General features: G+C 70.9%; 15 protein-coding genes. 3 read left to right on the top strand and 12 right to left on the bottom strand.

All coding sequences use genetic code 11. From position 1 onward, the window contains the following. Positions 1-46 precede the first annotated feature (46 nt). The gene (locus RT282_RS13920; RefSeq protein WP_312756782.1) at positions 47-1,333 is read right to left on the bottom strand and encodes a CaiB/BaiF CoA-transferase family protein; all 1,287 of its coding nucleotides are present in this window, start codon (positions 1,331-1,333) and stop codon (positions 47-49) included. A 235-nt stretch (positions 1,334-1,568) separates the two neighbouring features. On the opposite strand from RT282_RS13920, the gene RT282_RS13915 reads away from it, so the two are divergent. Then, positions 1,569-2,819 (top strand): MFS transporter, encoded by a 1,251-nt coding sequence (locus RT282_RS13915; RefSeq protein WP_313315098.1) that lies wholly within the window; start codon positions 1,569-1,571, stop codon positions 2,817-2,819. A 13-nt stretch (positions 2,820-2,832) separates the two neighbouring features. Here RT282_RS13915 and RT282_RS13910 read toward each other — a convergent pair whose 3' ends face one another. The 8 genes from RT282_RS13910 to RT282_RS13875 all read right to left on the bottom strand — a co-directional run bounded on the left by RT282_RS13910 (position 2,833) and on the right by RT282_RS13875 (position 11,415). Further along, on the bottom strand, positions 2,833-3,939 hold the full coding sequence (locus RT282_RS13910) for a CaiB/BaiF CoA-transferase family protein (protein WP_312756785.1): 1,107 nt from the start codon (positions 3,937-3,939) through the stop codon (positions 2,833-2,835). Between the two features lie 140 nt (positions 3,940-4,079). Further along, positions 4,080-4,952, bottom strand: coding sequence for an HpcH/HpaI aldolase/citrate lyase family protein (locus RT282_RS13905; protein WP_313315095.1), 873 nt, complete (start codon positions 4,950-4,952; stop codon positions 4,080-4,082). Positions 4,953-4,966: 14 nt separating this feature from the next. Then, positions 4,967-5,344, bottom strand: a complete 378-nt coding sequence (locus RT282_RS13900; protein WP_313315094.1) for a VOC family protein — start codon at positions 5,342-5,344, stop codon at positions 4,967-4,969. A gap of 64 nt (positions 5,345-5,408) precedes the next feature. Then, positions 5,409-6,413: a tripartite tricarboxylate transporter substrate binding protein BugD gene (locus tag RT282_RS13895; RefSeq protein ID WP_313083930.1), complete on the bottom strand. Its 1,005-nt coding sequence runs from the start codon at positions 6,411-6,413 to the stop codon at positions 5,409-5,411. Between the two features lie 95 nt (positions 6,414-6,508). Further along, positions 6,509-7,873 (bottom strand): MmgE/PrpD family protein, encoded by a 1,365-nt coding sequence (locus RT282_RS13890; RefSeq protein ID WP_313315090.1) that lies wholly within the window; start codon positions 7,871-7,873, stop codon positions 6,509-6,511. A gap of 44 nt (positions 7,874-7,917) precedes the next feature. Continuing rightward, on the bottom strand, positions 7,918-9,111 hold the full coding sequence (locus RT282_RS13885; RefSeq protein WP_313315088.1) for a CaiB/BaiF CoA-transferase family protein: 1,194 nt from the start codon (positions 9,109-9,111) through the stop codon (positions 7,918-7,920). A 176-nt stretch (positions 9,112-9,287) separates the two neighbouring features. Next, positions 9,288-10,454: an acyl-CoA dehydrogenase family protein gene (locus RT282_RS13880; RefSeq protein ID WP_313315086.1), complete on the bottom strand. Its 1,167-nt coding sequence runs from the start codon at positions 10,452-10,454 to the stop codon at positions 9,288-9,290. A gap of 64 nt (positions 10,455-10,518) precedes the next feature. Beyond that, positions 10,519-11,415, bottom strand: a complete 897-nt coding sequence (locus RT282_RS13875) for a MaoC family dehydratase N-terminal domain-containing protein (RefSeq protein ID WP_313315084.1) — start codon at positions 11,413-11,415, stop codon at positions 10,519-10,521. Positions 11,416-11,521: 106 nt separating this feature from the next. Here RT282_RS13875 and RT282_RS13870 point away from each other — a divergent pair, with 106 nt between their 5' ends. Further along, the gene (locus RT282_RS13870; protein WP_313315082.1) at positions 11,522-12,418 is read left to right on the top strand and encodes a LysR family transcriptional regulator; all 897 of its coding nucleotides are present in this window, start codon (positions 11,522-11,524) and stop codon (positions 12,416-12,418) included. An 8-nt stretch (positions 12,419-12,426) separates the two neighbouring features. On the opposite strand, the gene RT282_RS13865 is transcribed toward RT282_RS13870, so the two are convergent. The 3 genes from RT282_RS13865 to norR all read right to left on the bottom strand — a co-directional run bounded on the left by RT282_RS13865 (position 12,427) and on the right by norR (position 16,775). Next, positions 12,427-13,608, bottom strand: a complete 1,182-nt coding sequence (locus RT282_RS13865; protein ID WP_409519491.1) for a pyridoxal phosphate-dependent aminotransferase — start codon at positions 13,606-13,608, stop codon at positions 12,427-12,429. Between the two features lie 5 nt (positions 13,609-13,613). Further along, positions 13,614-15,002, bottom strand: coding sequence for an L-serine ammonia-lyase (locus RT282_RS13860; RefSeq protein ID WP_313315078.1), 1,389 nt, complete (start codon positions 15,000-15,002; stop codon positions 13,614-13,616). 153 nt (positions 15,003-15,155) lie between these two features. After that, the gene (gene norR, locus RT282_RS13855; protein ID WP_313315076.1) at positions 15,156-16,775 is read right to left on the bottom strand and encodes a nitric oxide reductase transcriptional regulator NorR; all 1,620 of its coding nucleotides are present in this window, start codon (positions 16,773-16,775) and stop codon (positions 15,156-15,158) included. Positions 16,776-17,070: 295 nt separating this feature from the next. On the opposite strand from norR, the gene RT282_RS13850 reads away from it, so the two are divergent. Continuing rightward, complete coding sequence (locus tag RT282_RS13850) at positions 17,071-19,377, top strand: nitric-oxide reductase large subunit (protein WP_313315074.1); 2,307 nt, start codon at positions 17,071-17,073, stop codon at positions 19,375-19,377. The last annotated feature ends 61 nt before the right edge of the window (positions 19,378-19,438 follow it).

The raw sequence follows: 19,438 nt of genomic DNA, 5'->3' as shown, positions 1-19,438 counted from the left end.
ACCCGCGCTGCCAGGCACCGGCCTGGCAACGCCTGGCCCGTGCCGGTCAGACCACTCCCCGCGCGCGCAGCGCCGCCAGCCGCTCGCCGTCCAGCCCCAGGTGCTCGCGCAGCACCTCCTCGGTGTGTTGGCCCAGCGCCGGGGGTGCGTGGCGCAGCTGCACGGGCGTGTCCGACAGGCGCAGCGGGCTGGCGGTGCTGACCACGGTGTTGACCGCCCGGCCCGCGGGCGGCGTGCCGTCCGGCCAGCGCTGCTGCGCCACGCGCAGGCCGCGCGCGCGCACCTGCGGGTCGTCGAAGGCCTGGCCGATGTCGTTGATGGGCCCGCAGGGCACGGCCTTGTCCTCCAGCAGCGCGATCCACGCGGCCGTGGGGCGCTGGCGCGTGACCTCGCTCATGAGCGGCACCAGCGCCTGGCGGTGGCGCACGCGCGCGGCGTTGGTGGCAAAGCGTGCGTCACCCGCCCAGTCCGTCCCCGCGGCCTCGCAAAAACGCGCGAACTGCCCGTCGTTGCCGATGGCCAGCAGCATGCGTCCGTCCTGCGTGGGAAAGTCCTGGTAAGGCACCAGGCTGGGGTGGCTGTTGCCCTGGCGCTGCGGCACCACGTCGGCGTTCAGGTAGCTCGCGCCCTGGTTGGCCAGCGTGGCCATGGCCACGTCCAGCAGGGCGATGTCGATGTGCTGGCCGCGCCCGGTGCGCTCGCGTGCGTGCAGCGCCGCCAGGATGGCGGTGGTGGCGTACATGCCGGTGAACAGGTCGATGACGGCCACGCCCACGCGCAGCGGCCCGCCCCCGGCCTCGCCGTCGGCATGGCCGGTGATGCTCATCAGCCCGCTCATGGCCTGCACCAGCAGGTCGTAGCCGGCGCGCTGGGCATAGGGGCCGGTGTGGCCGAAGCCGGTGACGGAGCAGTACACCAGGCGCGGGTTCAGCGCCGACAGGCTGGCGTAGTCCAGCCCGTAGCGCGCCAGGCCGCCGGTCTTGAAGTTCTCCACCACCACGTCGCTGCTGCTGGCCAGCTGGCGGATGAGCTGCTGGCCCTCGGGCGTGGCCATGTCCACGGTGACCGAGCGCTTGTTACGGTTGCAGGCGGCGAAGTAGCAGGCCTCATCGGTGGGCTGGCCGTGTTCGTCAGGGAAAAAGGGTGGGCCCCAGTGACGCGTGTCGTCGCCGGCGCCGGGCTTTTCGATCTTGACCACGTCCGCGCCCAGGTCGGCCAGGTTCTGCGTGCACCAGGGGCCGGCCAGCACGCGCGACAGATCGAGCACGCGCAGGCCGTCCAGCGCGCCGGCGGCGGGAGAAGAAGAGGAAGAGGGAGAGGTCGTGGTGTTCATGGCAGGACGGGATTCACTACTGAAACAATAGCTGCTTGCGCTTGTCGGTATTGGCCTGGAGGCACTTTTGATGCCCAAATCGACCCAGGCCTGATGGCGCCCCGGCGGGCCGGGCGCATGCCGCGAGCATGCCCGCTTTGGCCCGCCCCCGCCATGGCCCTGCTCGACAGCCGGCGCCGGCGCGGCGCGCGGGCCTCGCGCACAATGCCCGGCGCGCCGCCTCCCTGCCCCCTTCATGCCCCCACCGCCCTCCTCTTCCCGCTCGCCTCGCCTGGCGCTGATGCTGCTGGCCCTGCTGTCGGCCTTCGCCATGAGCCAGGCCTTTCGCACCGTCACCGCCATCCTGGCGCCCAGCCTGCAGGCCGACTTCGGGCTGGACGGGCGGGCCCTGGGCGCCTTTGCCGGGTTGTTCGGCCTGTCGTTTGGCGTGGCGCAGCTGCTGATGGGCATAGGCGTGGACGTGTACGGCCTGCGCCGCACGGTGCTGGCCGCGTTCTCGCTGGCCATCGCCGGCTCGGCGCTGTCGACGCTGGCGCCCAGCTACGGCTGGCTGATGGCCGGGCAGCTGCTGATCGGCGTGGGCTGCTCGCCAGTGTTCCTGGCCTCCACGCTGTTCGTGGCGCGGCACTTTCCGGCCGAGCGCTTTGCCTTCTTCTCTGGCATGAGCATGGGCGTGGGCGGGCTGGGGCTGATCTTCACCGGCACGCCGCTGGCCTGGGTGGTGCAGCACTGGGGCTGGCGTGTGGGCTACGGCGTGCTCACCGGCCTGTCGCTGGCGGCCTGGCTGCTGGTCTGGCGCGTGGTGCACGAGCCGCCGGCGGCCTACGCCCCGGCCCGTGCCGCTCATGAGGAGCGCGAGGGCTGGGGCCAGGCCTTCGCCCGCATGGGGGCGCTGTTCACCCTGCCGCACACCTGGGGCATCCTGGTGCTGAGCATGTCCTGCTACGCGGCCTTTTTGTCGCTGCGCGGGCTGTGGCTGGGGCCGCTGCTGATCGAGCGCTTCGGCTTCACGCTGGTGGAAAGCGGCAACGTGGCGCTGGTGCTGTCGCTGATCGCCCTGTTCACCCCGGCGGCGTTCGGCCGCATGGACCCCGGCGTGCGCCGCCGCCGCGCCTGGATCGCCCGCGCCAGCACGCTGATGGCGCTGTTCTTCGTGGCGCTGGCGCTGCTGCAGGGCGCGGGCGCCGCCGTGGCGACCATCGTGCTGATGGGCCTGCTGTCGGGCTACGGCGTGCTGCAGTACGCCGACGTGCGCGCCTCCTACCCGCCCGAGCTGACGGGCCGGGCGCTGTCGCTGTTCACCATGGCGATGTTCCTGGGCGTGGCGCTGATGCAGTGGTTCACCGGCATCGTGGCGGCCTGGGCCGCCGCGCAGGGTTGGGAGCCCTACCGCGCCGTCATGCTGGCCATCGCCGCCTGGCTGGCGCTGGCCTCGCTGGCCTTCCGGCGGCTGCCGGCTTCGCCGCTGCTGGGCGCGGGGCGCTGAGGCTTTTGGCTGCTCAGCGCGCGCGCCAGGCGCCGCCGCTCTCCAGCTGCTGCAGCACCTGCTGCGTGTGCGCGCCGGCGGCGCAGGCCGGGCCGGCGGCGTAGGCCGCGCCATCGAAGCGCGGCGCCGGGGCCGCCTGCAGCGTGCCGCCTTCGCCCTGCCGGTACACGCCGCGCGCGCGCAGGTGCGGGTGCTCGGCCGCCTCCAGCGGGCTGAGCACGACGCCGAAGCACGCATCCGTGGGCTCCAGCAGCGCCTGCCAGTGCGCCCGCGGCTGCGTCAGGAACAGCGCGGCCAGACGCGCGCGCCGGCGCGGCCAGGCGGCGCGGTCCCACTGGGGGCCGGCGAAGTCGGCGTCACCCTCCAGCCCCAGCGTGGCCAGCAGCAGGGCATAGAACTGCCGCTCCAGCGCGCCGACGGTGATGTGGCCGCCGTCGGCGCAGACGTAGGTGTCGTAGAAGGGCGAGCTGTCGTGCACGCTGGCGCCGCGCGCGTCGCCCACCAGGCCGGTGGCGCGGGCGCTGAGCATCAGGTTGAGCATGTGCGCCGCGCCGTCGACGATGGCCGCATCCACCACCGTGCCGCGCCCGCTCTCGCGCGCCTGCACGATGCCCGCCAGCAGCCCCGCCATCAGGTACAGCGCGCCGCCGCCGATGTCGCCCAGCACGGCAAAGGGCGAGACCGGGCGTGCGTCCGCCGGGCTGCTGCCCCACAGGGCGCCGGCCACGGCCACGTAGTTGGTGTCGTGCCCGGCGCGCTGGGCCAGCGGGCCGTCCTGGCCCCAGCCGGTCATGCGGCCGTAGACCAGGCGCGGGTTGGCCGCGTGGCACTCGGCCGGGCCCAGGCCCAGGCGCTCCATGACGCCGGGGCGCATGCCCTCGATCAGCACGTCGGCGTCGGCCACCAGGCGCAGCACCAGGGCGCGGCCTGCCTCGCTCTTGAGGTCGGCGAACACCGAGCGCTTGCCGCGGTTGAGCAGGTCGGAGGTGATGGCCTGCCCCGTCGGCTCGCGCACGACGGAGATCACGTCGGCGCCCAGGTCGGCCAGGTGCATGGCGCAAAACGGGCCAGGCCCCAAGCCGCCGATCTCCAGCACGCGCACGCTGTCCAACACCTTCATGGCCTCTCCTCGGGGTAATGGTGGGGGGATAAAAAAAGCAGGTGGCCAAGCGTAGCAGCGCGCCGGCCCGGCCCGCCGCGGGCGGCAGGTTTATGCATGAAATCGGGCTCCAGCGCTTGCCAGACAAGCGCTGGAAGCTCCTAATTCGATAGCCGCTGCTGCGCCCAGGCGTGGCGCGCCAGGGTCTGTTCGGCCAGGCGCAGCACGGGCGCGTCGACCATGCGCCCGTCCACCACGCACACGCCGCCATGGCGGGCCTGCATGGCCTGCACGACGACGCTGGCGTGGGCCACGGCGGCGGCATCGGGCGCGAAGACGCCGTTGACCCAGGGCACCTGCGCCGGGTGGATGCACAGCTTGGCGCCAAAGCCCAGGCGCAGGGCGCGGCGGGTGTCGCCCCCGATGCGCGCGGCGTCCTGCGTGTCGGTGGTGACGCCGTCGATGGGCGGCGCCAGCCCGGCGCGGCGCGAGGCCATGACCAGCGCCCAGCGCGCGGGCAGCAGCTCGCCCTCGTCCGGGCCACACTGCATGCCCGCGTCCACCTGGAAGTCCAGGTGCCCGAACGCCAGGCGCGCCACCTGGGGCGTGGCGGCGGCGATGGCGTCCAGCGCGTCCAGCCCGGCCACGCTCTCGATCAGCGGCACCAGCGCGCAGCGCGGCCCGGCGGCGGCGGCCACCTGCTGCAGCGCGCCGGCCCCCTCGGCCTTGGGCAGCATGGCGCCGGCCACGCCGGCAGCCACCAGCGGGCCTAAGGCCGCCAGGTCGGCGCCGAACCACTCGCTGGCGCTGGCGTTGATGCGCACCAGCAGCCGCGCGCGGTCGGCGGCCGGCAGCGCCTGCACGGCCTGCTGCAGGGCGGCGCGGGCGGCGGCCTTGTCGGCGGGGGCGACGGCATCCTCCCAGTCGGCGATGACCATGTCCGCGCCGCTGGCCAGGGCCTTGGGCAGGCGCTCGGGCCGGGTGGCGGGGACGAACAGGAAGGAGCAGGCGCTGCGGGCCAGGTCGGTCGTCACGGGGCAAGCCCAGGTCAGGCGTATTCGGAGATCTCGACCAGGTTGCCGTCCGGGTCGCGCACGTAGATCGAGGTGATGGGCCCGCGCGCGCCAGTGCGCTGCACCGGGCCGCATTCGATGGCCACGCCGTACGCGGCCAGGCGCTGCTGCACCTGGGCCAGCGGCACGCTGGCGATGAAGCACAGGTCCAGCGCGCCGGGCGTGGGGTGCTGTGCCTTGGGTTCGACCTCATGGCCCTGCACGTGCAGGTTGATCTTCTGGCCGTTGAAGACGAAGGCCTTGCGGCCGGCGCCGAAGGTCTGCAGCGCCATGCCGAGCACGGTGCAATAAAAGTGCACGCACTGCGCCTCGTGGGCGGTGGTCAGCACCAGGTGGTCGAGGCGGTCGATCATGAGTGGATGGCTCCGGTTGCTGCGCCCCGGCCCGCGAACCCTGCGGGGCCGGGGCGCAGGCAGGTCATTCGGCGCTGACGCCGGCGGCCTTGATCACCTTGTCCCAGCGGGCGACCTCGGACTCCAGGTGCTTGCGCAGGCCCTCGGGCGTGGCCTTGTCGGGCGAGACCAGGTCGGAGCTGAGCTCGGAGATGCGCTTTTTCACGGTCTCGTCCTTGATGGCCACGTTCAGCGCCTTGTTGAGGGCGGCGATCACTTCTTTGGGCGTGCCCTTGGGCGCGTACATGCCATGCCAGACCTTCACGTCGAAGCCCTTGAGGCCCTGCTCGTCCAGGGTGGGGATGTCGGGCAGCGTGGACAGGCGCTGCGGCGTGGTCACGCCGAAGACCTTGGCGCGCTTGCCGTCCTGAATAACGGGTACGGTCTGCGTGGTCTGGTCACACAGCAGGTCCACCTGGCCACCCATCAGATCGTTCATGGCCGGGCCCGCGCCCTTGTAGGGCACGGTGGTCAGCTTGACCCCCACCTGGTGCATGAACAGCATGCCGCACAGCTGCGAGACGGCGCCGACGCCGGCGTTGGCCAGCGTCACCTTGTCCTGGTTCTTCTTCACATAGTCCAGCAGCTCGGGGAAGGTATTGGCCGGAAAGTCCTTGCGCGACAGCAGCGTCATGGGCACGTCCAGCACCTGGCCGATGTACTCGAAGTCCTTGAGCGGGTCGTAGGGCAGCTTCTTGTACAGCGCCGGCGCCGTGGCCATGCCCATGTGGTGGATGAGGATGGTGTAGCCGTCGTTCTTGGCCTTGGCCACGCGGTTGGGGGCGATGGTGCCGCCCGCGCCCACGGTGTTCTCCACCACCACCGTCTGGCCCAGCGACTGGCCCATGGGCACGGCCAGCAGGCGCGCCACCACGTCGGTGGGGCCGCCGGCGCTGTAGGGCACGACCAGCGTGACGTTCTTGTCGGGCCAGGGGGCGGCGTGGGCCAGGCCCGCGGCCAGCAGGGTGCAGGCGGAGGCGATGGCTGCGGCCGCTCGGCGGCGGGCGCGGATGGTCGTTTCGTGCTTCATGGTATGTCTCCTGGTTGTATGGCGCGGTGCGCCTGTGCGGGGTCTTTTTCACGGACAGGCGCCGGCGCAGCCCCAGTGCGCCGGCGCGGATTGCATCATGCCAAGAGTGGCCCCACGCGCGGCCACTGCGCCACCTGCCACAGGCGCTGCACGGCGGCCTCGGCCTCGGGCCCTCGCACGGCCCCGCCGTAGGCGGCCAGGCGCAGCGCCTTGGCGGTGATCTCGTCGCGCGACAGGGTGTTGCCGGGGTCGCCCTTGGGTTCATCCACGCGGCCGTGCAGCAGGCGGCCGTCGGTGGTCTGCACCGTCACCTTGCCGATCCAGCGGCGGGGGTAGGCAGCGTCCACCTCGGCGTCCAGCACCATGGCCACGCGCTCGCGCAGGGCCACGGTCTCGGGCGCCAGGTAGTCGCGGTCGAACTCGGTCAGGCCGGCGTGGCCGTGGCGCGCGGCCAGGGCCAGCACGGTGCCCATCGAAAATTTGCTCTGGTGCACCGTGGCGGGCGCCGTCACGGGGCCCAGCACGTCGATGGCGCCCTGGTGCACATGGCAGGTGACCTCGGCCAGGTCGGCCGGCTGCAGGCCGTGCTGCTGCATCACCTGCAGCAGTGCATCGGCCGCCGGGTGCGTGTGGCGGCACGAGGCGTGCCACTTGAAGCTGGTCTCGGCCGTGGCCCAGCGGGTGCCGAGGCCGTCGATAAGCTTGGCCGGATCGGCGTCGCTGGACATGCCTGCCGCCAGGCCCTGCGCGCCGGTGAAGATGTCCTGCGCGCCGGTGAAGCCGTCCTTGGCCAGGTAAGCAGCCGTGAGGCCCGCCGCGGCGGCGTGGGCCGTGTGCAGCTGCTTGCTGTCGGCACCGGTGCGCAGAAACTCCCACAGCCCCGCCGACTGCGTGCCGGCCGAGCCGAAGGCGTGCTGCATCTGCACGGGCGTCAGCCCCAGCAGGCGGCCCACGGCGGCGGCCGCCGCCAGCGTGCCGGCCGTGGCCGTGGTGTGGAAGACACGATAGTGGCTGCGGCCGAGGAATTCGCCCACGCGGATGCCGACCTCGTAGCCGGCCACACAGGCGGCCATCAGCGCGGCGCCGCTGGCCCCGATGCTCTGCGCCACGGCCAGCGCCGGCGGGAAGACCACCGCCGCGGGGTGGAACACCGAGCCGTTGTGCACGTCGTCCTGCTCGGCGAAGTGGCTGGCGGCGGCGTTGGCCAGCGCCGCCATCAGCGGCGAGCTGCTGGCGCCCAGGCCGATCACCTCGCTGGGGCCCTGGGCGGGGCCCTGCGACAGCGCGAAGCGCGCGATGCTGGCCACGGGCCGCGCCCGGCAGCCGGCCAGCACGGAGCCGAACCAGTCCACCCACAGGTCTTCGGCGCGGCGCTGCACGGCGGCCGGCACGCCGCCCCATTGCAGCGTGGCGGCGAAGGCGGCCAGGGGGTGGATGGGTGCGTCGGTATTCATGGTCATTTTGGCCTTCAGCCCTTGTGCAGCAAGCGCGGGCAGCTATGGTTTTAGGTGGCTTGAGGCGTTGCCTGCAGGGCATCGATCTGCGCGGCGCTCCAGCCCAGCTCGGCCAGGATGGCGGCGGTGTGCTGGCCCACGGCGGGCACCGGGTCCAGGCGGTAGTCGAAGGCGCTGTTCACGCCCGGAGGCAGCAGCGCCGGCACCTCGCCGACGGGCGTGGCCACGCTGCGCCAGCGCCCGCGCGCGGCCAGCTGCGGGTGCGCCCACAGGCCGGCCATGTCGTTGACGCGGGCGTTGGCAATGCCAGCGGCGTCCAGCCGCTCGACCACCTGGGCGGCGCTGAGCTGCGCGAATTCGCGCAGGATCAGCGCCTGCAGCTCGGCGCGGTGCTGGTTGCGCCGGGCGTTGCTGTCAAAGCGCGCGTCGGTGGCGACCTCGGGGCGCAGCAGCACGCTGTCGCAAAACACCTTCCACTCGCGCTCGTTCTGCAGGCCCAGCATCACCGTGCCGCCGTCGCCGGCCACGAACGGGCCATAGGGGTAGATGCTGGCGTGCGACGCGCCGGTGCGCGGCGGCGGCGGCGCGCCATCGAAGGCGTAGTACATCGGGTAGCCCATCCACTCGCCCATGGCTTCGAGCATGGAGACGTCGATGTGGCTGCCTTCGCCCGTCCTGCCGCGCAGCAGCAGGGCCGAGAGGATGTTGGTATAGGCATACATGCCGGCGGCGATGTCGGCCACCGAGATGCCGGCCTTGGAGGGCGTGTCGGGCGTGCCGGTGATCGACAGAAAGCCCGCCTCGCTCTGGATCAGCAGGTCGTAGGCCTTCTTGTCGCGGTAGGGACCATCGCTGCCGTAGCCGCTGATGTCGCAGACGATGAGCTTCGGGTTGTGCGCCTTCAGCGCTTCGTACGACAGGCCCATGCGCGCCGCGGCGCCGGGCGCGAGGTTCTGCACCAGCACGTCGGCCGTGGCCAGCAGCTGCATCAGCGCGGCCTTGGCCTGGGGCTGCTTGACGTTCAGCGCCAGGCTTTCCTTGCTGCGGTTGATCCAGGTGAAGTGCGACGACTGGCCCTGCACGCGCTGGTCATAACCGCGCGCGAAGTCGCCGCTGCCGGGGCGCTCCACCTTGATGACGCGCGCACCGAGGTCGGCCAGCTGGCGCGTGCAGAACGGCGCGGCGACAGCGTGTTCGAGTGAAACGACGGTGATGCCGTCAAGAGGTCGGATGGTTGGGGTCATGAATCAGTCATTCCCTGGATTGGCTTGGGTTGATCAGCGCATGCAACCGGCGCGCCACAGACCAGCGGACGCCGCGCAAGGGCCGCCCCGCCGCGCTGGCGTCGTCCCCCTGCCCGCATTGCGCAGCAGTGCGAGAGCGGGGGGAAGCGGCGCAGCCGCTCAGGGGGGTGTCCATGTCAGAAAGAACGGGGCAGGCCCAGGATGTGCTCGGCCACGTACGAGTAAATGAGGTTGGTGGAGATCGGCGCCACCTGGTACAGGCGCGTCTCGCGGAACTTGCGCTCCACGTCGTATTCGCAGGCAAAACCGAAGCCGCCGTGGAACTGGATACAGGCGTTGGCCGCCTCCCAGCTGGCCTTGGCCGCCAGGTACTTGGCCATGTTGGCCTGGGCGCCCATGGGCTGGTGCGCGTCGAACAGCTCGCAGGCCTTCCAGCGCATCAGGTTGGCGGCCTCGACTTCGATGAAGGCGTCGGCAATGGGGAACTGCACGCCCTGGTTCTGGCCGATGGGCCGGCCGAAGACCTGGCGGTCGCGCACGTAGCTCGTCACGCGATCGAGGAACCAGTAGCCGTCGCCGATGCACTCGGCGGCGATCAGCGTGCGCTCGGCGTTCAGGCCGTCCAGGATGTACTTGAAGCCCTTTCCTTCCTCGCCGATCAGGTTCTCCTCGGGGATCTCCAGGTCTTCGAAGAACAGCTCGTTGGTCTCGTGGTTGACCATGTTGGCGATGGGGCGCACGGTCATGCCCTTCTTCTCGGCCTCGCGCAGGTCGACCATGAAGATGGACATGCCCTCGCTCTTCTTCATCACCTCGGCCAGCGGCGTGGTGCGCGCCAGCAGGATCATCCAGTCGCTGTGCTGCACACGGCTGATCCACACCTTCTGGCCGTTGACCACGTAGCGGCCGTCCTTCTTCACGGCGCTGGTCTTGATCTTGGTGGTGTCGGTGCCGGTGGTGGGCTCGGTCACGCCCATGGACTGCAGGCGCCATTCGCCCGAGGCGATCTTCGGCAGGTACGTGTCCTTTTGCGCCTTGGAGCCGTGGCGCAGCAGCGTGCCCATGTTGTACATCTGCCCGTGGCAGGCGCCGGAGTTGCCGCCGCAGCGGTTGATCTCCTCCATGACCACGCTGGCCTCGGTCAGGCCCAGGCCGCTGCCGCCGTATTCCTGCGGGATCAGCGCGGCCAGCCAGCCGGCCTGGGTCAGCGCATCGACGAAAGCGGCGGGGTAGGCGCGCTCCTCGTCCACCTTGCGAAAGTACTCATCCGGAAACTGGGCGCACAGGGCGCGGATGGCGTCGCGGATCTCGTGGTGGTTGTCGGAGCTGGTGCGTTCGATCATTTCAAGCCTTTTTGGCCTCCAGCCCTTGCTGAGCAAGCGCTGGCAGCTATTGTTTTAAGAGTCTTCAAGCGAGCGTGGCCGTGGCCTGCATGGTCAGAAAGCCCTCGTGGTCCTGCGCCCACAGCGCCACCGTCTTTCCATCCGCCGACGGCTGGCCGTGCACGCTGAACGGGTGCAGGTCGAAGGTGGGCCGCACGGCGCGGAAGTCGAACGCCGCCACGCGCGCACCGGGCAGGCTGCGGCGCAGCAGGTCGACGAGCAGCGTGGCGATCAGCGGGCCGTGCACGATGAGGCCGGGGTAGCCCTCGACCTCGGTCACGTACTTGCGGTCGTAGTGGATGCGGTGGCCGTTGAAGGTGAGGGCCGAGTAGCGAAACAGCAGCACGTCGTCCGGCACGATGCTGCGCGACCAGGCGGCCTGCGCGGGCGGCTGTTGTGGCTGCGGGGCGGCGTCGCCGGGCTGGGCCAGGGGTCGGTAGACGATGTCGTGCTCTTCGGTCAACGACAGGCCGTGGTCGTTGTGGAACTGATGCTCCACCAGCACGAACAGCAGCTCGCCCGAGCGCCCCGCCTTGTGCGTGACGGACCGGATGGTGGAGGTGCGCCGCACCTCCTGCCCGACCTGCAGCGGGTTGCCTGCCTGCCAGCGCAGGCGCCCGCCGGCCCACATGCGGCGCGGCAGCGGCACGGGTGGCAGAAAACCGCCGCGCCGGGCGTGCCCGTCGGGCCCGATCTCACTGGCGCGCGCATGCGGCAGAAAGTACAGCCAGTGCCACAGTGGCGGCACCTCGGTGCCGGGGGCGGGCGGCGGATCGTCGCGGTCCAGCGTGGCCGACAGGGCTCGCAGCGGGGCGGCGGTCACCGTGTCGGGCGTGGTTTCGCTCTTGCCCTGCCAGGACTGCAGGTGGGCCAGGGTGGCGGGGTCGAGGGGCTGGATTGCGGGGCTGCTGGTACGGCTCATGCGGCGATCTTCCCCGGCGCGCCGGCTTTCTACAATCTCGCAGTTTGCAAGCCAGCCTTCGCTTTTTCCAAAGGCTCGCCCTTTTCAATAGAAACCCTGAACCTCCATGCAATTCGATCTGAAGGACTTGCGTCTCTTCGTTTTGATAACGCAAACCGGAAGCCTGACGAGGGCCGCGGAGCAATCGCACCTGTCGCTGGCGGCCACCAGCGCGCGCGCCAGGGCGCTGGAGGAGCAGGCCGGCATGCCTTTGCTGATTCGAGAGGCTCGGGGCGTGCGCCTGTCGCCGCCGGGCGAGGCCTTCCTGCACCACGCCCAGGCCATGCTGCAGCAGTCTCGCCAGCTGCAGGCCGACCTGCAGGAGTACGGCGCCGGCCTGCGCGGCCACCTGCGCGTGTTCGCCAACACCACGGCGGTGACGGACTTTTTACCCGACATCCTGGCCGCCTACCTGATGGCGCATCCGCACATCAGCGTGGACCTGCAGGAGCGGCCCAACGCGCGCATCGCCGACGACATCCGCGAGGGCCGGGCCGACCTGGGCATCGTCGCCGGCGAGGTGGACACGCACGGCCTGGCCAGCGTGCACTTCAGCACCGACCGCCTGGTGCTGGTAACGCCGCCCACGCCGGCCTGGCGCGCGCTGCAGGAGCTGCCGTTTGCCCAGGTGCTGCACGAGCGCTTCGTGGGCATGCACCGAGGCAGCACGCTGCAGACCTTCCTGGACGGGGTGGCCCAGCAGCTGGGCGCCACGCTCAAGCTGCGCATCCAGCTGGCCAGCTTCGACGCCATGTGCCGCATGGTGGCGGCCGGCGTGGGCATCGCCGTGGTGCCCGAAAGCGGCGCGCAGCGCTACGCCGACGGCGCGCACGTGCACCAGATCCGCCTGCAGGACGCCTGGGCCGTGCGCCCGCGCCACATGCTGGTGCGCCAGCTGGACGGCCTGCCCGCGCACGTGCAGGCGCTGATGGCGGCGGTGCAGACGCACCACGCACCCAGCTGAAGAATCGCCTAATTGCCCACGAAACGCGCCAGGCGCTGCACGCCGTCCAGCAGCCTGGCGCCGTCGGCCACGGCGTGGCACCAGCGCAGCCAGCCTTCCCCCTCGGGCCCGAAGGCCGCGCCGGGGGCCAGGCCCAGGCCGGCCTCGCTGACCAGGCGCTTGGCCAGCTGCAGCGAGTCGCCCTCGCCAGCCAGGCGGAAGAACACGTACATGGCGCCGCCGGCCTCCGGCACCTCCACGCCGGGCACGGCGCGCAGGGCGTCGGCCAGCAGCCGGCGGCTGTCCACCAGGCCGGCGCGCAGCCGGGCGACGTGGGCCTCGCCCTGCGCCAGGGCAGTGGCGGCGGCGCGCTGCACGGGCTCGAAGATGCAGGAGAAGTTGTATTCGATGAGCTTGCCCAGGTCGGCCTCCAGCGACTCGGGCACCACCATCCAGCCCACGCGCCAGCCGGTCATCAGCCAGGCCTTGGAGCAGCTGTTGACGGAGATGAGGCGGTCGCCCGGCTGGTAGTGGCGCAGGAAGGACGGGGCGCTGGCCTGCCCCGGGTCGTACACCAGGCGCTCGTACACGTCGTCGCTCAGGATCCAGATGCCGTGGCGGCGGCAGTGCGCCAGCACGGCGGCCAGGCTTTCCTCGTCGATGGTCCAGCCCGTGGGGTTGTTGGGCGAGTTGATGATGAGCATGCGCGTGCCGGGCGTGAGGGCGGCCAGCAGCCGGTCCAGGTCGAGCGCCCAGCGGCCCTGGCGCACAGCCAGCGGCACGCGTTCGACCTGCGCGCCCAGGATGCGCGGCATCTCCAGCAGGTTGGGCCACAGCGGCGTGACGGCCACCACGCGGTCGCCGGGCGACAGCAGCAGCTGGTTGGCCAGCATCAGCCCCGCGTCGCCCGAGGCCACGGCGCCGATGCGCTGCACGCCGATGTCCCGCCCGTGCAGGCGCGACAGGTACTGCGCGATGGCGTCCCGCAGCCAGGGCCGGCCCAGGTTCTCGCTGTAGAAGGTCTCGCCCGTGGCGATGGACTGGATGGCCGCGTCGCGGATGAACTGCGGCGTGGGCTGGTCGGATTCTCCGAACCAGAACGGCAGCACGTCGGCGCGGCCCATGCCGGCGTTGGCGACTTCGCGGATCAGGGAGCCGCCCAGGTCGCGAATGGCGGGGCGGGGGTGTACGTGGGTGGTCATGGCAGGCATTGTGGTCAGCATTCGACGATGTTCACCGCCAGCCCGCCGCGCGAGGTTTCCTTGTACTTGGTCAGCATGTCGGCGCCGGTCTCGCGCATGGTCTTGATGACCTGGTCCAGGCTGACGTGGTGCGTGCCGTCGCCGTGCAGCGCCATGCGCGCGGCGTTGATGGCCTTGACCGAGGCCAGCGCGTTGCGCTCGATGCACGGAATCTGCACCAGCCCACCCACCGGGTCGCAGGTCAGGCCCAGGTGGTGCTCCATGCCGATCTCGGCGGCGTTCTCCACCTGCTCGGGCGTGCCGCCCAGCACGGCGCACAGGCCGGCCGCGGCCATGGAGCAGGCCACGCCGACTTCGCCCTGGCAGCCGACCTCGGCGCCGGAAATGGAGGCGTTTTCCTTGTACAGAATGCCGATGGCGCCGGCGGTGAGCAAAAAGTCGATCACCCCCGCCTGGCTGGCGCCGGCCACGTAGCGCCAGTAGTAGTGCAGCACCGCCGGCACGATGCCGGCCGCGCCGTTGGTGGGCGCCGTCACCACGCGCCCGCCGGCGGCGTTCTCCTCATTCACGGCCAGGGCGAATAGGTTGACCCAATCGATGACCAGCAGCGGGTCCTTGTCCCAGGCCTGCCGCTCGACCAGTGCGTTGTGCAGCGTCGCAGCGCGCCGGCGCACGGCAAAGCCGCCGGGCAGCACGCCGCCCGTCTCGCAGCCGCGCGCCACGCAGTCCTGCATGGCACGCCAGATGGCGAGCAGGCCGGCGTCGATGTCCTCATCGCTGCGCCAATGCCGCTCGTTGGTACGCATGACGTTTGCAATCGAGCCGCCCGCCTCGCGGGCGCGCGCCAGCAGCTGCTCGCCGCTGTGAAAGGGCAGCGGCAGCACGTCGGTGGCAGGGGCCAGCTCGGCCTGGCGCTGCGCGTCCTGCGCCGCCTGCTCGCTGACGATGAAGCCGCCGCCAACCGAGTAGTACACCTGCTCGTCCAGCAGCGCGCCCCGCGTGTCGAAGGCCTCGAAGCGCATGCCGTTGGTATGCACGGCCAGCGTGGTTTCGGGCACCAGCAGCAGGTCGCGGGCGGGGTCGAAGGCGATCTCCGGCCCATCGGCCAGAGGCAGGCGGCCGGTGGTGCGGATGCGGGCGATCAAAGGCTCGATGGCCTGCACGTCCACGGTGTCGGGCGCATGCCCGGCCAGGCCCAGCAGCACGGCCCGGTCGCTGGCGTGCCCGCGCCCGGTGGCGCCCAGCGAGCCGTACAGCCGCACGCGCACGCGCGACACGCAGGCCAGGTGCCCCTCGCGCCCCAGCCGCTGCGCAAACAGCCGCGCCGCCCGCATGGGCCCCACGGTGTGCGAGCTGGACGGCCCGATGCCGATCTTGAACAGGTCGAAAACGCTGACGGCCACTGGCGGCTCCCGAGGCGATGGAAAGCAGCCATGGTGGCTCAGGTGGGGGCGCCTGGGAAGCGGGCTTTGCCGCAGTATTACTATCTTTTATGTAGCTGTTGGCGCTTGATTGGAGGGCGCTGGAGGATGTTTTGGCTCACATCCTGAGCAAGCTCAGTCCTTCATCCCCAGCCGCCGCGCCAGCTTGTGCAGGTTGCTCGCATCCACCTCCAGCGCCCGCGCGGCCTGGGCCCAGTTGCCGCCGTGGCGCGCCAAGGCAGCGTCGATGGCCTGGCGCTGGCAGGCGTCCACCGCGTCGCGCAGCGTGGTGGTGGTGGCTGGCGAAGGAACAGGTGCGCCCGGCGGCGCGGGGGGCGCGGCGGTGGCCGGCGCATCCAGCGCATCCAGGTCCAGCAGCCCCGCCTCCAGCGTGACGATGGCGGTGGCGTCCGCCCCGCGCGAGAGGGCCTTGAGGGCGGCGCGGCTGATGACGTGCTCCAGCTCGCGTACGTTGCCCGGCCAGGGGTAGCGGCGCAGCGCGGCCTGGGCGTCGGGCGACAGGCGCAGGCTGCGCAGCCCCAGGCGGGCACGGTTCAGCTCCAGGAAGCGCCCGGCCAGCAGCAGCACGTCGTTGCCGCGCTCGCGCAGCGGCGGGATGGGCACGGGGTAGACGGACAGGCGGTGGTACAGGTCGGCGCGGAAGGCGCCGCTGGCGACCTGCTCGCGCAGGTTGCGGTTGGTGGCGGCGATGACGCGCACGTTGACGCTGCGCGGCCGGTCGGCGCCCAGGCGCTGGATCTCGCCGTTTTGCAGCGTGCGCAGCAGCTTGGCCTGCACGGCCAGGGGTAGCTCGCCCACTTCGTCCAGAAACAGCGTGCCGCCCTCGGCCGCCTCAAAGCGGCCGGGCCGGTCGCTCACCGCGCCGGAAAACGCCCCGCGCACGTGGCCGAACAGCTCGCTCTCGGCCAGCGACTCGGGCAGCGCCGCGCAGTTGACGTGCACCAGCGGCCGGGTGCGCCGGGGCGAGCTTTGGTGCACCAGGCGCGCGAACAGCTCCTTGCCCACGCCGGTCTCGCCCAGCAGCAGCACGGGCAGCTCGGACGCGGCGACGACCGACAGCTCGTGCAGCAGGCGCGCCAGGGCCGGGCTTTCGCCGACGATCTCCACCTCGCCGGCGCGCCGGGCGGAGGAGGACGAAGAAGCACCGACCTCGCCGGCGCCGCCCAGGCCGGGCGCGGTGGCGGCCATGCGCAGGGTGCGCAGCTCCTGCTCCAGCCGGGCCACGCGCACCACGGCCTCGGCCAGGGGCACGCACTGGGCCAGGCGCTCGCGCGCCGCGGCGGTGAAGGTGCCGGTGTCCAGCGCGTCCAGCGTCAGCACGCCCCAGGGGCGCCCTTCCAGGTGCAGGGCCACGCCCATGCAGTCGTGCACCGGCAGGGGCTCGCCGACCAGGGTGTCCAGCAGGCCGTCGTAGGGGTCGGGCAGGGTGCTGTCGTGCTCGAAGCAGGTGACCTCGTGGCGCGCCAGGATGGCTGCCAGGCGCGGGTGCTGCGCCACGGCAAAGCGCCGGCCCAGGGCATCGCTGACCAGGCCGTTCACGGCCACGGGGCGCAGCTGCTCTTCCTGCAGCCGCAGCAGGGCCACGGCGCCGCAGCCGAACTGCGCGCGCAACAGGTCCACCAGGCGCTGCAGGCGGACGGCCTGGGGCATCTCGGCGCCCAGGTCGGTGCACAGGGCCAGCAGGGGGTCTTGCGAGGCGGCCGCGGGTGCAGCGGCGGCCTCGAATACGGTCATATTCACCTTGTTACGGTATTTTCAACCCAATTCGAGTGGGGTGAATTCTACCCTCACCCGTGTAAACCCTTGATTTTCGGAGCCTGCAGAGCTGGCCCAAGGCTTGCAAAGACAGGGTACCGGTGCTGTTCCGCCCTTGGGTGTTGCAAACCGTTTCCTCAAGCTGAAGTCGTGCCCATGCCACTGCCCCGCTCCCTGCCTCCTTCTGCCGCACCGTGCGGCGGCGCGGCCGCCCTGCTTCTTCTCTCTCCCCTTTCCTTTCCGTTTCACAACTACACGATGATGGAGGCCCTTCATGGGTAAGTACGCGAAGTACTGGTACACGCTGATAGGCGTGCTGATCGTCACCTTCAGCCTGCTGGGCTACTACGGCGCGGAGGTGTACCGCACCGCGCCGCCCATTCCGGGCAAGGTGCTGGTGGAAGGCAGCGGCGAGCCGCTCTACACCAAGGACGGCATCCTGGACGGCCAGACCGCCTGGCAGTCGGTGGGCGGCATGCAGCTGGGCTCGATCTTCGGCCACGGCGCCTACCAGGCGCCGGACTGGACGGCCGACTGGCTGCACCGCGAGCTGGTGGCCTGGCTGGACATCTCCGCCCAGCAGACCTACGGCAAGCCGTTCGCCCAGGTGGACGAAGACGCCCAGGCAACCCTGAAGGCCCGCCTGAAGAAAGAGTACCGCACCAACACCTATGACAAGGCGACGGATACGGCGACCTTGTCCAAGGTGCGCGCCCAGGCCATCGCCGAGGTGACGCAGTACTACGACAAGCTGTTCAGCGACGACGCCTCGCTGCAGAAGTCGCGCGAGCACTTCGCCATGAAGGAAAACACCCTGCCCAGCGCCGAGCGGCGCGCGCAGATGGCCGGCTTCTTCTTCTGGACGGCCTGGGTCGCCTCGACCGAGCGTCCCGCCGACCATGGCGGCAACGGCGCCACCTACACCAACAACTGGCCGCACGAGCCGCTGGTCGGCAACCACCCCACGGGCGAGAACATCATCTGGTCCATCGCCAGCGTGGTGGTCATGATGGCCGGCGTGGGCTTCCTGATCTGGGGCTGGGCCTTCCTGCGCAAGGAAGACGAGAAAGAGCCCACCGTGCCCGCGCACGACCCGCTCACCCGCGTGCCGCTGACGCCTTCGCAGCGCTCGCTGGGCAAGTACCTGTTCCTGGTGGTGGCGCTGTTCACCGCCCAGGTGCTGCTGGGCGGCTTCACCGCGCACTACACGGTGGAAGGCCAGCAGTTCTACGGCATCGACATCTCCCGCTGGTTCCCCTACGCGCTGGTGCGCACCTGGCACCTGCAGGCGGCGCTGTTCTGGATCGCCACCGGCTTCCTGGCCGCAGGCCTGTTCCTGGCGCCGGTGATCAACGGCGGCAAGGACCCCAAGTACCAAAAGCTCGGCGTGGACATCCTGTTCTGGGCGCTGGTGGTGGTCTGCGTGGGCTCGTTCATCGGCAACTACCTGGCCATCGCGCAGATCCTGCCGCCCAACCTGAACTTCTGGCTGGGCCACCAGGGTTATGAGTACGTGGACCTGGGCCGCCTGTGGCAGATCGGCAAGTTCGCCGGCATCGCCTTCTGGCTGGTGCTGATGGCCCGCGCCATCTTCCCCGCCCTGCTGGCCCCCAACGGCCAGGACAAGAACCTGCTGGCGCTGCTGACCTCCTCGGTGGTCTGCATCGGCCTGTTCTACGGCACCGGCCTGTTCTACGGCGAGCGCACCCACATCTCGGTGATGGAGTACTGGCGCTGGTGGGTGGTGCACCTGTGGGTGGAGGGCTTCTTCGAAGTCTTCGCCACCACGGCGCTGGCCTTCATCTTCTCCACCCTGGGCCTGGTGTCCTACCGCATGGCCACAGCTGCCAGCCTGGCATCTGCCTCGCTGTTCATGCTGGGCGGCGTGCCCGGTACCTTCCACCACCTGTACTTCTCGGGCACCACCACCCCGGTGATGGCCGTGGGTGCATCGTTCAGCGCACTGGAAGTGGTGCCGCTGGTGGTGCTGGGCCATGAGGCCTGGGAACACTGGCGCCTGCAGCACAAGGCCGAGTGGATGAAGCGCCTGAAGTGGCCGCTGATGTGCTTCGTCGCCGTGGCCTTCTGGAACATGCTGGGCGCGGGCGTCTTCGGCTTCATGATCAACCCGCCCGTCTCGCTGTACTACATCCAGGGTCTGAACACCACGCCGGTGCACGCCCACGCCGCCCTGTTCGGTGTCTACGGCTTCCTGGCCCTGGGCTTCACGCTGATGGTGCTGCGCTACGTGCGCCCCGAGCTGCAGTTCAACGAGCGGCTGATGAAGACGGGCTTCTGGTGGCTCAACGCCGGCCTGGTGCTGATGATCGCCACCAGCCTGCTACCCATCGGCCTGTTCCAGTTCCACGCCAGCGTGACCGAAGGCCTGTGGTACGCCCGCAGCGAAGCCTTCATGCAGCAGCCCTTCCTGGTGACGCTGCGCTGGGTACGCACCTTCGGCGACGTGGTGTTCATCACCGGCGCCCTGTGCGTGACCTGGCAGGTGATCAGCGGCGTGCTGTTCAGCTCGCGCGCCAGCGCCGCCCCCGGCACCGGCACCCTGGTGGGCGCAGCCCGCTGACGCGGACGGCGGGGCGCGCTGGCGCGCCCCGCCGCTCCCCTTCCCCCCGCCTTTCAAGACT

Source organism: Pulveribacter sp. (genome assembly GCF_032079985.1).
Lineage (GTDB): Bacteria > Pseudomonadota > Gammaproteobacteria > Burkholderiales > Burkholderiaceae_C > Melaminivora.
This window is presented reverse-complemented; position numbering and strand designations above follow the sequence as displayed.

Bases quoted from the DNA above. Each gene is read 5' to 3' on its own strand.
- RT282_RS13885 (WP_313315088.1), bottom strand. From the start codon at position 9,111: ATGACCCCAACCATCCGACCTCTTGACGGCATCACCGTCGTTTCACTC.
- RT282_RS13915 (WP_313315098.1), top strand. From the start codon at position 1,569: ATGCCCCCACCGCCCTCCTCTTCCCGCTCGCCTCGCCTGGCGCTGATG.
- RT282_RS13895 (WP_313083930.1), bottom strand. From the start codon at position 6,413: ATGAAGCACGAAACGACCATCCGCGCCCGCCGCCGAGCGGCCGCAGCC.
- RT282_RS13900 (WP_313315094.1), bottom strand. From the start codon at position 5,344: ATGATCGACCGCCTCGACCACCTGGTGCTGACCACCGCCCACGAGGCG.
- RT282_RS13920 (WP_312756782.1), bottom strand. From the start codon at position 1,333: ATGAACACCACGACCTCTCCCTCTTCCTCTTCTTCTCCCGCCGCCGGC.
- RT282_RS13880 (WP_313315086.1), bottom strand. From the start codon at position 10,454: ATGATCGAACGCACCAGCTCCGACAACCACCACGAGATCCGCGACGCC.
- RT282_RS13875 (WP_313315084.1), bottom strand. From the start codon at position 11,415: ATGAGCCGTACCAGCAGCCCCGCAATCCAGCCCCTCGACCCCGCCACC.
- RT282_RS13870 (WP_313315082.1), top strand. From the start codon at position 11,522: ATGCAATTCGATCTGAAGGACTTGCGTCTCTTCGTTTTGATAACGCAA.
- RT282_RS13850 (WP_313315074.1), top strand. From the start codon at position 17,071: ATGGGTAAGTACGCGAAGTACTGGTACACGCTGATAGGCGTGCTGATC.
- RT282_RS13910 (WP_312756785.1), bottom strand. From the start codon at position 3,939: ATGAAGGTGTTGGACAGCGTGCGCGTGCTGGAGATCGGCGGCTTGGGG.
- RT282_RS13890 (WP_313315090.1), bottom strand. From the start codon at position 7,873: ATGACCATGAATACCGACGCACCCATCCACCCCCTGGCCGCCTTCGCC.
- norR (WP_313315076.1), bottom strand. From the start codon at position 16,775: ATGACCGTATTCGAGGCCGCCGCTGCACCCGCGGCCGCCTCGCAAGAC.
- RT282_RS13865 (WP_409519491.1), bottom strand. From the start codon at position 13,608: ATGCCTGCCATGACCACCCACGTACACCCCCGCCCCGCCATTCGCGAC.